The organism is Nocardioides aromaticivorans (assembly GCF_013408525.1).
Lineage (GTDB): Bacteria > Actinomycetota > Actinomycetes > Propionibacteriales > Nocardioidaceae > Nocardioides > Nocardioides aromaticivorans.
Genome location: NZ_JACBZM010000001.1, coordinates 3126058 through 3138963 on the forward strand (window position 1 = coordinate 3126058; position 12906 = coordinate 3138963).

At 72.6% G+C, this 12906-nt stretch carries 13 protein-coding genes; 11 read left to right on the forward strand and 2 right to left on the reverse strand.

Features of this window, described 5'->3' with window-relative positions:
• The first annotated feature begins 10 nt into the window (after window positions 1-10).
• The 6 genes from BJ993_RS14795 (at window position 11) to BJ993_RS14820 (ending at window position 6603) form a co-directional block, all read left to right on the forward strand.
• Window positions 11-964 (forward strand): ABC transporter permease, encoded by a 954-nt coding sequence (locus BJ993_RS14795; protein WP_036547343.1) that lies wholly within the window; start codon window positions 11-13, stop codon window positions 962-964.
• Window positions 951-2006: an ABC transporter permease gene (locus BJ993_RS14800; protein WP_218864713.1), complete on the forward strand. Its 1056-nt coding sequence runs from the start codon at window positions 951-953 to the stop codon at window positions 2004-2006. The genes BJ993_RS14795 and BJ993_RS14800 overlap by 14 nt, the downstream gene beginning before the upstream one ends.
• Window positions 2003-3016 (forward strand): ABC transporter ATP-binding protein, encoded by a 1014-nt coding sequence (locus BJ993_RS14805; RefSeq protein ID WP_179649589.1) that lies wholly within the window; start codon window positions 2003-2005, stop codon window positions 3014-3016. The genes BJ993_RS14800 and BJ993_RS14805 overlap by 4 nt, the downstream gene beginning before the upstream one ends.
• The gene (locus BJ993_RS14810; protein WP_179649591.1) at window positions 3006-3989 is read left to right on the forward strand and encodes an oligopeptide/dipeptide ABC transporter ATP-binding protein; all 984 of its coding nucleotides are present in this window, start codon (window positions 3006-3008) and stop codon (window positions 3987-3989) included. The genes BJ993_RS14805 and BJ993_RS14810 overlap by 11 nt, the downstream gene beginning before the upstream one ends.
• On the forward strand, window positions 3986-5398 hold the full coding sequence (locus BJ993_RS14815) for an amidase (protein WP_179649593.1): 1413 nt from the start codon (window positions 3986-3988) through the stop codon (window positions 5396-5398). Before BJ993_RS14810 ends, BJ993_RS14815 begins: the two co-directional genes overlap by 4 nt.
• 224 nt (window positions 5399-5622) lie before the next feature.
• Complete coding sequence (locus BJ993_RS14820) at window positions 5623-6603, forward strand: type IV toxin-antitoxin system AbiEi family antitoxin (RefSeq protein ID WP_179649595.1); 981 nt, start codon at window positions 5623-5625, stop codon at window positions 6601-6603.
• Window positions 6604-6745: 142 nt separating this feature from the next.
• Here BJ993_RS14820 and BJ993_RS14825 read toward each other — a convergent pair whose 3' ends face one another.
• Window positions 6746-8365: an ABC transporter substrate-binding protein gene (locus tag BJ993_RS14825; protein WP_179649597.1), complete on the reverse strand. Its 1620-nt coding sequence runs from the start codon at window positions 8363-8365 to the stop codon at window positions 6746-6748.
• Between the two features lie 152 nt (window positions 8366-8517).
• On the opposite strand from BJ993_RS14825, the gene BJ993_RS14830 reads away from it, so the two are divergent.
• Genes BJ993_RS14830 through BJ993_RS14840 form a run of 3 tightly spaced genes read left to right on the forward strand, consistent with a single transcriptional unit; the run spans window position 8518 to window position 10536 of the window.
• Window positions 8518-9258, forward strand: a complete 741-nt coding sequence (locus BJ993_RS14830; protein ID WP_179649599.1) for a TSUP family transporter — start codon at window positions 8518-8520, stop codon at window positions 9256-9258.
• A 59-nt stretch (window positions 9259-9317) separates the two neighbouring features.
• Entirely contained in the window at window positions 9318-10079 is a 762-nt protein-coding gene (locus BJ993_RS14835; RefSeq protein WP_179649601.1) for an SDR family oxidoreductase, read from the forward strand.
• A gap of 10 nt (window positions 10080-10089) precedes the next feature.
• Window positions 10090-10536, forward strand: a complete 447-nt coding sequence (locus BJ993_RS14840) for an RrF2 family transcriptional regulator (RefSeq protein ID WP_036547354.1) — start codon at window positions 10090-10092, stop codon at window positions 10534-10536.
• A gap of 19 nt (window positions 10537-10555) precedes the next feature.
• On the opposite strand, the gene BJ993_RS14845 is transcribed toward BJ993_RS14840, so the two are convergent.
• Entirely contained in the window at window positions 10556-11488 is a 933-nt protein-coding gene (locus BJ993_RS14845) for an AraC family transcriptional regulator (RefSeq protein ID WP_179649603.1), read from the reverse strand.
• Between the two features lie 83 nt (window positions 11489-11571).
• On the opposite strand from BJ993_RS14845, the gene BJ993_RS25925 reads away from it, so the two are divergent.
• The gene (locus BJ993_RS25925) at window positions 11572-12411 is read left to right on the forward strand and encodes a Rossmann-fold NAD(P)-binding domain-containing protein (RefSeq protein WP_179649605.1); all 840 of its coding nucleotides are present in this window, start codon (window positions 11572-11574) and stop codon (window positions 12409-12411) included.
• The gene (locus BJ993_RS25930) at window positions 12408-12887 is read left to right on the forward strand and encodes an anthrone oxygenase family protein (RefSeq protein WP_308645578.1); all 480 of its coding nucleotides are present in this window, start codon (window positions 12408-12410) and stop codon (window positions 12885-12887) included. Before BJ993_RS25925 ends, BJ993_RS25930 begins: the two co-directional genes overlap by 4 nt.
• Window positions 12888-12906 lie beyond the last annotated feature (19 nt).

Sequence of the window (12906 nt, forward strand, 5' to 3'; positions counted from 1 at the left end):
GATTCCTTCCGTGACCCGCCGATTCCTCCTCCCGCTCCTGGAGCTGGTCGCTGTCCTGTTCCTGGTCAGCATCGGGGTCTTCCTGCTGCTGTCGCTGGTCCCCGGCGACCCGGCCGTCGCCGTGCTCGGCGAGGGCCGCAGCCCGCAGGAGTACGACGCCCTGCGCGAGCAGCTCGGTCTCGACGACCCGCTCCTGGCCCGGTACGCCGACTGGCTCGGCGGCGTCCTGCACGGCGACCTCGGCACGTCGCTGGTCCCGCCGCAGACCGACGTCCTCGACCGGATCGCGTCCGCGTTCCCGGTCAGCCTCGAGCTGGCCGTGCTCGGGCTGGTGCTGGCGCTGCTCATCGCGGTCCCGCTGGCGATGTGGTCGGCGTACCACCAGGGCGGCCGCGCCGACCGCGCCATCAGCGCCGTCACGTTCGGCCTGCTGTCGATGCCGTCCTTCCTGATCGGCATCGTGCTGATCGCGGTGCTGGTGAACTCGCTGGGGATCTTCCCGCGCAACGAGTGGGTGCGCCCCGGTGACAGCCTCGCGGGCAACCTGTCCCACGCCTTCCTGCCGGCGCTGACGATCGCGCTGATGGAGGCGGCGATGTTCACCCGGATCCTGCGCAACGACCTGGTCACCACGCTGCACGAGGACTTCATCCTCGCCGCCCGCGCCCGCGGCATGTCGCCGCTGCGGATCATGGTCAGCGACGCGCTGCGACCCTCGTCGTTCTCGCTCGTCACCGTGCTCGGGCTGAGCATCGGGCGACTCGTCGGCAGCACCGTGATCGTGGAGTACCTCTTCGCGCTGCCCGGCATGGGCAAGCTCGTCATCGACGCCGCCAACCAGGGCAACTACCCGGTCGTTCAGGGCGCGGTGCTCGTCATCGCCGTCGTGTACGTCGGCAGCAACGCCCTGATCGACCGTTCCTACGGACTGCTCGACCCGAGGACCCGCCGTGCTCGCGCCTGAACCCGTCGTCCCGCCCCGTCCCGCCCTCCGCGACCGTCGTACGACGCTCCTGCTGACGGGCGTCCTCCTGCTGGCCGCCGGCCTCGGCGTCGCCGGCTGGGCCGCCGGCACCACCGTGCTGGTCACGCTGGTCCGGATGCTCGTTCTGGTCGCGGGCCTGCTCGCCGCGATCGCCGGCCTCGGCCGGATGGCCCGCGCCGTGCGGGGCAGGCCCGTCGACGTCGTCTTCTGGCTCGGCATGACGTGGCTGGTGCTCGTCCTCGGCGCCGCCGCCCTCGCGCCCTGGCTGCCGCTCGGCAGCGCCGACGACTCGGTGAAGGGCCTGACCTCGCCGATCTTCGCGCCTCCCGGCGGGATCGGTGCCGAGCACCCGCTCGGCACCAACAACTACGGCCTCGACGTCCTCGCCCGTGCCGTGTACGGCGCCCGGACCTCCATCCTCGTCGCCCTGCTGGCCGTGCTCATCGGCACCACCGTGGGCGGTCTCGTGGGCCTGGTGTCCGGCTTCGTGCGCGGCGCCACCGACCGGGTCGTCGGGATCCTGGCCAACGCGCTGCTCGCCGTACCCCCGCTGATCCTGCTCATCGCGCTCGGCACCGTGCTCGACCCGAGCGTGCGCAGCATCGCGTTCGCCCTGTCCCTGCTGACGATCCCCAGCATGGTGCGGCTCGCGCGGGCCAACACGATCACCGTCGCGCAGCGGGAGTACGTGCTCGCCGCGCGGGCGCTCGGCGCCGGCCGGGTGCGGCTGATGCTGCGCGAGGTGCTGCCCAACGTGGTGCTGCCGGTGCTGTCGCTCGCGGTCGTGATGATCTCCGTGCTCGTGGTCGCGGAGGCGTCGCTGTCCTTCCTCGGCATCGGCATCGAGCAGCCGCAGCCGACGTGGGGGAACATGATCGCCGAGGGCCAGGGCGGCGTCATGGAGAAGCACCCCTTCATCGTGGTGGTGCCGGGGATCTGCCTGTTCCTGACCGTGTTCTCCTTCAACCTGCTGGGGGAGAGGGCGCAGAAGCGCTGGGACCCGAGGGCGGCCAAGCTGTGACCACTCCTACCGCACTGCTGGAGGTCGAGGACCTCCGCACGACCTTCCACACCCCGCGCGGCGACGTGCGCGCCGTCGACGGCGTCTCCTTCGCCCTCGCGGCGGGCGAGACCCTCGGACTGGTGGGGGAGTCCGGCTCGGGCAAGTCGGTGCTCGGCCGCACCGTCATGGGGCTGGTCGCCTCCGGTGGCACCACCACCGTCAGCGGGACCGTGCGCCTCGGCGGCCGCTCGGTGCACGAGCTCAGGCCGTCGGCGCGCCGACGGCTCTGGGGGCCGGAGGTCGCGATGGTCTTCCAGGACCCGATGACCTCGCTCAACCCCGTCAAGCGGGTCGGCACCCACCTCACCGAGACCCTCCGGCGCCACCTCCGCTGCTCGCGCGCCGAGGCCACCGAGCGTGCGGTCGACCTGCTCCGCCAGGTCGGGATCCCCGAGCCCGCGCGGCGCCTGCGGCAGTATCCCCACGAGCTCTCCGGCGGCATGCGCCAGCGCGTGGTGATCGCGACCGCGCTGGCCTGCGACCCGCGGCTGCTGATCGCCGACGAGCCGACCACCGCCCTCGACGTCACCGTGCAGAAGCAGATCCTCGACCTGCTCGGCTCGCTCGTCGCGGAGCGCGGCATGGCGATGCTGCTGGTCAGCCACGACCTCGGCGCCGTCGCCGGACGCACCGACAGGGTGCAGGTCATGTACGCCGGCCGCACGGTCGAGTCCGGTCCGACCCGGCCGGTCTTCGCGGCGCCCGCGCACCCCTACACCGACGCGCTGCTCGCCTCGATCCCGCGGCTCGGGAACGCGCCGCACACCGTCCTGCGCACCATCGAGGGCAACCCGCCCGACATGACCCGCCCGCCCGCGGGCTGCCGGTTCGCGCCCCGCTGCGGGTTCGCGACGGACACCTGCCGCGACGCGCTGCCGGTGGCGGCCGTCGTACCGGGTGGGCGCGAGGTGGCCTGCCACCACCCGTTGCGCACTGCCGTCCTGGAAGGAGCCGAGCATGGCCGGTAGCGGTACGGCGCACCTGCGTCCGGACCGGGAGCGGGCGCTCGTCGTCGACGACCTCGTCGTCGAGTTCCCCGTCGCGCGCGGCACGGTGCACGCCGTGTCCGGGCTCAGCCTCGACCTCCTGCCCGGGGAGACCCTCGGCATCCTCGGCGAGTCCGGCTGCGGGAAGTCCAGCGCGGGGCGCGCGGTGATGCAGCTGCCGCCTCCGACGTCGGGATCGGTGCGGCTCGGCGAGGTCGAGCTCACCGGTCTGCCCGCCCGGCGGATGCGCGAGGCCCGGTCCCGGATGCAGCTGGTGCTGCAGGACCCGGTCTCCGCGCTCAACCCACGGCGACGCGTGAAGGACCTCGTCGTGGAGGGCCTGGAGATCTGGGGCTGGGGCGCGCGGGACCGCGACCACTTCGTCGACGAGCTGCTGTCGTCGGTCGGGCTCGACCCCGCGACGGTGCGCGACAAGCGGCCGCACGAGCTGTCCGGTGGCCAGTGCCAGCGGGTCTGCATCGCCCGCTCGCTCGCGCTCGACCCCGACGTGCTGATCTGCGACGAGCCGGTCTCCAGCCTCGACGTGTCCGTCCAGGCGCAGATCCTCAACCTGCTGGAGAAGGCGCGGGAGCGGCTGCGGCTCTCGATGGTCTTCATCGCCCACGACGTGGCCGTCGTGAAGAACATCAGCGACCGGGTGCTGGTGATGTACCTCGGCAAGACCTGCGAGGTGCTGCCGTCGGCGTCGCTGGAGGACGCGCTCCACCCCTACACGCGGCTGCTCCTGGCGTCGGTGCCCGAGGCGGCCGCGCCCGACGGGGAGGGCGCCGAGCCCGCGCGGGCGGTCGAGCTGCCCTCGCCGCTGGACCCGCCGTCCGGGTGCCGGTTCCGCACCCGCTGCCCGCTCGCCACCGACCGGTGTGCGGGCGAGGAGCCCGAGCTGCGGGAGGTCCGCCCCGGACAGTTCGTGGCCTGTCACCACGTGGAGGCATGACCCCGATGTACGACGACGCGATCGCCACTGCCGCCGCCATCCGGTCCGGGGAGGTGTCCGCGCGCGAGGTCGCCGAGGACGCCATCGCCCGCATCGAGAAGCACTCCGCCCTCAACGCGGTCGTGGCGGAGCGCTTCGAGCAGGCCCTCGCCGAGGTCGACGCCGGCCTGCCCGCCGGACCGCTCCACGGTGTGCCGACGCTCATCAAGGACCTCGGCATGCAGGTCGCCGGTCTCCCGCTGACCCGCGGCAGCCGCCTGTGGGACGGCGACGTCCAGGCCGTCGACAGCGAGCTGGTACGGCGCTACCGCGCCGCCGGCATGGTCGTCATCGGCATGTCCAACAGCCCCGAGCTCGGCAAGAACGCGAGCACCGAGCCGCTCCTCCACGGCCCCACCCGCAACCCGTGGGCGCCCACCCACTCGCCGGGTGGCTCCTCCGGCGGGGCCGCCGCTGCCGTGTCCGCCGGGCTGGTGCCGGTGGCCCACGGCAACGACGGAGGCGGATCGATCCGGATCCCGGCGTCGGCCTGCGGGCTGTTCGGTCTCAAGCCGAGCCGGGGCCGCGTGTCGTCGTACCCGGTGGCGGGGATGCTGGCCGCGCCGCTGTCGGTCAACCACGTGCTGACCCGCTCGGTGCGCGACAGCGCGCTGCTGCTCGACCTGTCGTCGGCGCCGTTGCACGGCGACGCCCTCGCCGCGCCCACGCCGTCGTCGCCGTTCGTCGAGCAGGCCGCCACCGCACCGCTGCGGCTGCGGATCGGGCTCGCTGTCGAGCGGGCCGACGGGGGCGAGGTGTCGCCCGAGGTGGTGGCCGCCGTACGGTCCGTCGCCGCGCTCTGCGAGGAGCTCGGCCACGTCGTCGAGGAGACCACGCTGGCCCACGACCACGAGCTCGTGATGAGCGGATTCGCCACCCTGATGGGGGTCTCGCTGCTCGCCGACGTCCAGCACCGGCTCGAGGCGCTCGGCCGTGAGCTGCGGGACGACGACCTCGAGCCGTTCACGCGGATGATCCACGACCACTACCTCGCCACCATGACCCCGGTGCAGGTGTACGACGGACTCGCCGCGGTCCAGCAGGCGGGCTGGCAGCTCGGGACGAGCTTCTCGTCGTACGACCTCCTGCTCACCCCGACCCTCCCGCTGCCCGTCCCCGAGCTCGGCGTCCTCGACACCTCCGACCCGGCCGTGATGTGGCAGCGCGGCGGTGACTACTCGTCGTTCACCGCCGTCGCCAACGCCACCGGCATGCCCGCGATGTCGATCCCCGCCGGCCTCGACACCGCCGGCCTCCCTCTGGGCGCGCACTTCATCGGCGACCTCGGCACCGAGGGCACCCTCCTCGCCTTGGCCACCCAGCTCGAGGCCGCCCGACCCTGGGAGCTCCTCGCGCCGTCGTACCGGTGAGTCTTGTAGCGCGCGAAGTGTGAGGGTTTCTCCGCCGAAGTGTGTGGTTTTCTCCTGCGAGGTGTGACGGTTTCTCCCGCGAGATGTGACTGAGCGCTGTCCCATCCGTCCCACGGGTGCGTCGGAGGACCGACGAGGCGCGACGTCCCTGTGGAGAGAGGCCCCGATCCACAGGTCGTTCCCGGCAGCCCGTCGCCGACGGCCATCGCGCCGATCCTCGAGCGATGACCATCTCCTCTCGGTTCGACGACAGACCGTTCACCGCTGCCATGGCCCGCGAAGCAGGGTTCACGCGCAACTGCCTCCACAAGCTCGTGGCGTCGGGTGAGGTGCGCAAGGTGCTGTCCGACGTGTACGTCGCGACGTGCGTCAAGGACTCCCTCGAGCTCCGAGCCAGCGCCGCAGCGTTGGTCATGCCCGACCACGCGGTGGTCGTCGACCGTTCGGCGGCATGGCTCCACGACGTCGAGATCCTGGACCTCGCGGAGCTGGACCTCGTCCCGGAGCTGGACGCGGTCTCGGTGGGTGGGAAGGAGCCGTCGAGGCGGGTGGGAGTCTTCGGCGGCAAACGCGACCTGTCCGCGGCCGACGTAATGACCTTGCACCCTGGGGTCAAGGTGACCATTCCCGTGCGCACGGCCTGCGACGTCGCCTGTCTCCTGGGCCGCTACCGCGCGATCGCGACGCTGGACGAGTTCCGCCGGAAGCATCGCCTCTCCGTCGCCGACCTGTCCGCTCAGCTCCCGCGCTTCCGGGGCCGACGCGGCGTCATCCAGCTGCGGGAGCTGATCCCCCTGTCGACCGATCGGGCCGACTCACAACCCGAGTCGTGGACCCGGCTGATGATCCGCGACGCCGGCCTGCCGGTGCCGGAGGCGCAGGTGGAGGTGGTGGTGCCGGGCTGGGGCCGCGCTCGGCTCGAGAACGCTTACGCGCACCTGCGTGTCGCCGTCGAGTACGACGGAGAGGCGGATCACAGCTCGACGGCCGACCGCGAACGGGACGAGACCCGGAGAGCGGCGCTGACGGACGCGGGCTGGATCATCCTGGTCCTGCGCAAGGGGGACTTCACGGCGCAGCGACGTGCCGAGTGGCTGGGCGAGCTCGCGGCGGTGATCGCGGAACGGACGCCGGTGAGCGCGGGCAAGCGGATCTACTCCCGCGGTCCCGACCATCCGTCGTACAGGTGGCGCCGGAGGCGCTGACGGCACACCTCGGAGGAGAAAACCTCACACTTGGGCGGAGAAAACCGCACACTTCGGCGGAGAAACCTCCACACTTCGCGCACGACGAGGAGCCCCTTCCCCTCACCACGAGTGGCGAGGGGAAGGGGCTCCTGTGTGGTGCTCAGGCCTTCCAGGCCCCGCCGAGGAGCAGCAGGGTCTCGGAGGTGGAGGTGATCCCGTGGACGTCCTTGTTCCACGGCATGAAGAACGCGCCCGCGCCCATGGCGACGCCGGGGACCGTCTCCTGCCACAGCTCGTTGATCTGCTTCAGCAGGGCGGTGGCGTCGTCGCCGGAGGCCGCCTGCAGCTTCGCGATCAGCTCGTCCATCTCGGGGTTGGCGTAGCCGGAGGGGTTCTGCGGCGACTGGCTGTTGAGGTTGGTCGCGAGCCGCGAGTACGGGTCCTCGTCGGGGACGCTCATCGCCGCGACGGCGAGGTCGTAGTCGTGGGTGACGTAGATCCGCTGGGTCTGGTCGGCGACATTGCGCAGCAGGTCGGTCTCGACGGTGAAGCCGACGGCCTCGAGCATCGCCTCGACGGTGACGGCCTGGGTCTGCGAGGCCTGGTCGGACTGGCCGATGTAGACGATCTTGCCGTCGTACCCGTCGGCCTTGGCGTCCTCGAGCAGCGCCTTGGCCTTCTCGGGGTCGTAGTCGGACGTCTCCACGTCCTCGTAGTACGGCGCGCTGGGGGAGTAGATGTTGCGGCCGGGGAGGCCGGCGCCACCGTTGACCCGCTCGGCGACGACGGTCGGGTCGATCGCGTAGTTGATCGCCTGGCGCACGCGGACGTCCGACGCAGCGCGGCCCTCGCGGTTGTTCAGCCAGTAGATGCTGCCCAGGCCGCTGGGGGCCATGATCCCGGCGAAGCCGTCCTTGCGGGCCTTCTCCAGCGTCTGTGCGGCGCGGATGTTGGCGACGTCGACGGAGCCGTCGGCCAGCGACGAGAGGCGGTCGGCGTCGCTGCCGAGCCACACGAAGCGCACCGCGTCGAGGTGCGGCTTGCCGTTCCAGTAGTCCGGGTTGGCCTCGAGGACGAGCTCCTCGGCCGGCTTGTACGTGTCGAGCGCGAACGGGCCTGCGCCGATCGGCGTGAACTTCTCCGGCCCGCCCTTGTACGCCGCCGGCGCCATGATCATGCCCGGCCCGCTGGCCAGCATGTTCGGGAAGGTGATCCACGGCTGGTTGAGCGTGAAGACGACCTTCGTGGCGCCCTCGGGCCTCATGTCCTTGATGTTCGTGGCGAGCAGGAGCGTGTTGTAGCCGGCGTTCTTCATGTAGTAGCCGATGCTGCCGACGACGGCGTTCGCGTCGAGCGGGGTGCCGTCGCTGAACGTCACGCCGTCCCGGAGCTCGAGCGTCCAGGTCGTGTTGTCCTCCGTGGTGAGCGACTTGGCCAGCCACGGCTCGAACGAGTTCGAGGGCTGGTCGTAGCGCATCAGCACGTCGTACACGGCGGCGAGCGCGTTGCCGCCGGCGGCGCCGTTCGGGATGGTCTTCGTCGGGTCGAGGCTGCGCGCCTCGGAGTAGTCGGCGAGGGTGAGCGTGCCGCCGTCCTTCGGGTCGCCCTCGTCGCCGGAGACGCCGACGATGCCGGCGGCGTAGATCTCCTCCTTCGACAGGGACGAGGTGTCCTGGTTGCCGTCCTCGCTGCCTTCGGAGCTGGCGCATCCGGCCACCAGCAACGTGGTCGCCAGGAGCGCGGTGGCGACGCGGCTGCGCGCCGCGATGCGGTTCCTCACTGATCCTCCAAGTGGGTTGGTCCGACGGCCCGAGACCCCCGGTCTGTGTCGCTCGTCACGCTAGGAGCGGCCGGCTCCGGCGGACGTCGGCCGATCCCACTCACCGGGAGGTGCGGCACGACGCCGCGACGCGAACCGACACCGTCCGGCCGGTGGTCCTGATCCTCGGCGCCCTCGGCGCCTTCGCCTGCTACACCGTCGGTGGGCTGGTCGGGTTCGCGAGCTCGTTGCTCTACCTGCCGGTCCTGCTGGTGCTCGGCGTCCCGCTGTCCCAAGCGGTCGCACTCAACCTGGTGATGGCGGTGCTGACCCGCCTGCCGTCGGTCGTCGTGCTGCGCGACCACCTCGACCTCCGTCGTACGACGGCCATGCTGGCCGGCAGCGTCCCGGGCATCGCCGCGGGGCTGGTCGTCGCGCGGCTCGTGCCCGCCGGCGTGCTCGAGGTCGGGGCCGGCCTGGTGGTGCTGGCCAGCGGGCTGCACCTGGTGCGGGGGAGACGGCGCCCGGCGACGACCCCGTCGGGGGCCGGCACGCGGGCGGCCCTCGTGGCGGGCGGTTGCAGCGGCGTCCTCGGCGTCACCACCAGCCTGAACGGCATCCCTCCCGCGGTGCTGCTCGCCCGCAGCGGCGCGACCGTGAAGGCCCGGCTCGCCGACCTGAGCGCCTTCTTCGTCGTCGGCAACTGCCTGACCCTCGCCGCGCTCGCGGTCGTGGCGGACGTGCCGGTCGTCGAGCCCTCGTCGGAGACGGCGGCGTGGCTCCTGGTGGGGATGGTCGGCAACGCCGTCGGGCTGCGGTTGGCCGAGCTGATCGACCAGCGCCGCTTCGACGACCTGACGATCGGGCTGGTGCTGCTCAGCGGGACCGCGTCGCTCGTCGGGGCCGTCACTTGACTCGGACAGTGTGTGTCGTAGTAATCTCAGATAAACATCATCTGAGTTTGGAGGCGGACATGAGGATCGTGATCTTCGGAGCAGGACTGATCGGGAGCCAGCTCGCGGCGTACCTCGACGGACAGGGCCACGACGTCGTGGCGCTGGGGCGCGAGGCCGGCATCGACACCACCACCGGCGAAGGCGTCGCGGAGGCCGTCGCCGGCGCCGAGGTCGTCGTCGACCTCACCAACTCGCCGTCCTGGGCCGACGACGACGTGCTCGCCTTCTTCCGGGACTCGACGGCCCACCTGGTCGCCGCCGGTGCCGCGGCGGGCGTGCGGCACCACGTGATCCTCTCGATCGTCGGCCTCGACCGGCTGACCGACGCGGGCTACATGCGCGGCAAGCTCGCCCAGGAGGAGGGCGTCCGGGCCGGGGACGTGCCCTTCACGATCGTCAGGTCCACCCAGTTCTTCGAGTTCGTCCCCGGCATCGCCGACGCGTCGACCACCGGCGACACGGTCCGGGCCACGCCCGGCAAGCTGCAGCCGATCGCGTCGGCCGACGTCGTCGCACGCCTCGCCGAGGTCGTGACCGGCGCGCCGGCCGGCGGTGTCGTCGAGATCGCGGGACCCGAGGTCCTCGGCATCGACGAGCTGGTCCGGCGGCTGTTCGCCGCCACGGGCGACCCCCGCACCGTGGTCACCGACCCTGCCGCCGGCTACTTCGGCGCGGCCCTCGACGACACCGCGCTGGTCGCCACCCCGGGCGCCGGTGCGTGGATCGCCCCGACGTCGTACGACGACTGGCTGGCCACGCGCCCGGTGCCGGCCAACTAGGGTTCCCCGTGTGAAGCTGAGTGCGGGTGTCGAGTGGGCGATCCACTGCTGCGTCGTGCTCAGTCAGGCGCAGCAGCCGGTCCCCGCCGCCCGGCTGGCGGACCTGCACGGTGTCTCGCGGACCTACCTGGCCAAGCACCTCCAGGCGCTGGCCCGGGCCGGCATCGTGCGTCCGGTCGAGGGCCGCGACGGTGGCTACGAGCTGACCCGGCCGCCGGCCGAGGTCAGTGTGCTCGCGGTCGTCGAGGCGATCGACGGCCCCGAGCCGGCGTTCCGCTGCACCGAGATCCGCCAGCAGGGCGAGCTCGCGGCACCTCCCGAGCAGTGCACCCGGCCCTGCGGCGTCGCACGCGTGATGGCGGCGGCCGAGCAGGCCTGGCGCCGGTCCCTGGCCGGCAGCTCGGTCGCCGACCTCGCGGCATCCTTCGACACCACGAAGATGCGCTCCCTGCTGTGACGCCGGCCTGGATCCAGGCTCAGCCCCGCGCCGCTCGCCGGTGCTGCTGCGGGCTGACCCCGCGAACGCGCTTGAACGCGGCGCTGAGCGCGAACCCGCTGCCGTAGCCGACCCGTCGCGCCACCGTGTCGATGGCCTCGTCCGAGGCGACGAGCAGGTCGGCGGCGAGCGAGAGCCGCCAGTGGGTCAGGTAGGTCATCGGCGGCTCGCCGACGAGCTCCCCGAACCTCCGCGCCAGGGCCGCCCGGGACACACCCACCTCGGCCGCCAGCGAGGCGATCGTCCACGCGTGGCCGGGGTGGTTGTGCATCAGCCGCAGCGCCTCGCCGACGACCGGGTCGGCGTGGGCGAGGCCCCGGGTGACCTGTGCGTCGTCGGCCAGCCACGAGCGCAGCACGGTGACCAGGACGAGGTCGAGGAGGCGGTCGATGACGACCTCCTGGCCGGGGTCCTCGCGGACGATCTCGTCGGCGAGCACGGTGAGCAGGGGAGAGGACGCGTCGTCGCGTCGCTGCACGATCAGCGGCGGCAGGGCGCCGAGCAGGGGACGGCCGGCCTCGGTCTCGGCCTCCCAGGTGCCGACGAGCAGGACCGTCGACCCGTCGTGGCTGTTGCCCCACGTCCGCACGCCGAGGGCCATCCGCTGCGCCAGCAGCTGCCCGTCGGGGTCGACGCACACATTGCCCCGCAGGATGGTGATGCCCGGCCGGGTCGACGGGTGGTCGGCGACGGTGTAGACCGGGCCGCCGCGGATGACCGCGACATCGCCCTCGCGCAGCTCGACCGGCTCCCCGAGCTCGCCGGTGAGCCACATCGAGCCGCGGGCGACCGACATCAGCGTGAGCGCCGGGTCGTCCTCGATCCGCACCCCCCAGGGCGCCTCCATCACCATCCGCAGCGCGAACGCCTGCCGCGCCCGCGGACCGGAGAGCAGGTGACCGAGTCCGTCCACGGCTCCACCATGCTGGACGATCACGCATGGAATCAAGACCCAGAGCCATGGAGAGTCTCAGCGTTCCGCGATGAGGTGGATCCATGGACATCAACCAGCACCTCGTCATCGGCGGCACCGGCAAGTCCGGTCGCCGCGTCACCGCGCTCCTCCAGGACCGGGGCCTCCCCGTCATCGCACTGTCACGCCCCGCGTTCGACTGGGCCGACCCCGCCACCTGGGCCACCGTCGAGCGGCCCGCCGCGGCGGCGTACCTCACCTTCGCGCCGGACCTCACCTTCCCCGGGGCCCCCGAGGCCGTCGCCGAGGTGGCCGAGCGCATGGCCCGCGCCGGTGTACGACGGGTCGTGCTCCTCTCGGGTCGCGGCGAGGCCGAGGCGCAGCGCGCCGAACGGCTGGTGGCCGACGCAGCGGGGCGCCACGGCGCGGGGTGGGCCGTCGTGCGGTGCGCCTTCTTCCTGCAGAACTTCGACGAGAGCCTCTTCGCCGCACCGCTGGCCGCGGGCCACGTCGCGTTCGTCGCGGGCGACGTCCGGGAGCCCTTCGTCGACCTCGACGACGTCGCCGAGGTGGTCGTCGGCCTGATGACGGGGGAGCTGCCCGGCGACCGGGTGCACGAGCTGACCGGCCCCGAGCTGCTCACCTTCGCCGAGGCGGTCGCCGGGATCGCACGGGCCGTGGGTCGGCCGATCGGCTACGAGCAGGTCAGCCCGGAGCGGCTGCGCAGCGGCCTCGTCGCAGCGGGCCTGCCGGCCGACGACGCCGCCGCGCTGGTCGGCCTGTTCACCGAGGTCCTCGCCGGCCACAACGCCCACCTGGCCGACGGGGTGGAGGCCGCGCTCGGCCGCCCCGCCACCGACCTCGCCACCTGGGCGCGGCGGGCCGCAGGCAACGGCGCGTGGCTGGCGGAGGCGGCGTCGTGAACGGCGTCGTCAACGGCATCGGTCAGGCCGCGACCATCGGCGGCACCGTGACGACCGGGCTGGTCGCCGGCCTCTTCCTCGCCTTCTCGACCGCCGTGATGCCGGGACTCGCGCGCGCCGACGACCGCACCTTCGTGGTCGCCATGCAGGCGATCAACGTCGCGATCCTCAACCCGCTCTTCCTGACCCTCTTCGTCGCCCCGCTGGGCTGCCTCGCGGTCGCGGCCCTCACCGGGCCGGCACGGTGGTGGGTCGTCGCCGCGCTGGTCCTGTACGTCGCCAACGTGGCGATCACCCAGGCCGGCAACATCCCGCTCAACGACGCCCTCATGGCCGCCGGCACCCCCGACGGGCCCGCCGGTTGGGACGCCGCGCGCAGCGCGTTCGAGGACTCGTGGAACCGGCTGCACCTGGTCCGCACCCTCGCGCTGGTGGCGTCCTTCGCCTGCTGCGTGGGCGCGCTGCGCGCCGGCTGAGCCCGGTGAGCTGATCCGG

Coding starts and splice junctions, on each gene's coding strand:
- BJ993_RS25925 (WP_179649605.1), top strand. CDS start 11,572: ATGGACATCAACCAGCACCTCGTCATCGGCGGCACCGGCAAGTCCGGT.
- BJ993_RS14820 (WP_179649595.1), top strand. CDS start 5,623: ATGACCATCTCCTCTCGGTTCGACGACAGACCGTTCACCGCTGCCATG.
- BJ993_RS14810 (WP_179649591.1), top strand. CDS start 3,006: ATGGCCGGTAGCGGTACGGCGCACCTGCGTCCGGACCGGGAGCGGGCG.
- BJ993_RS14835 (WP_179649601.1), top strand. CDS start 9,318: ATGAGGATCGTGATCTTCGGAGCAGGACTGATCGGGAGCCAGCTCGCG.
- BJ993_RS14815 (WP_179649593.1), top strand. CDS start 3,986: ATGACCCCGATGTACGACGACGCGATCGCCACTGCCGCCGCCATCCGG.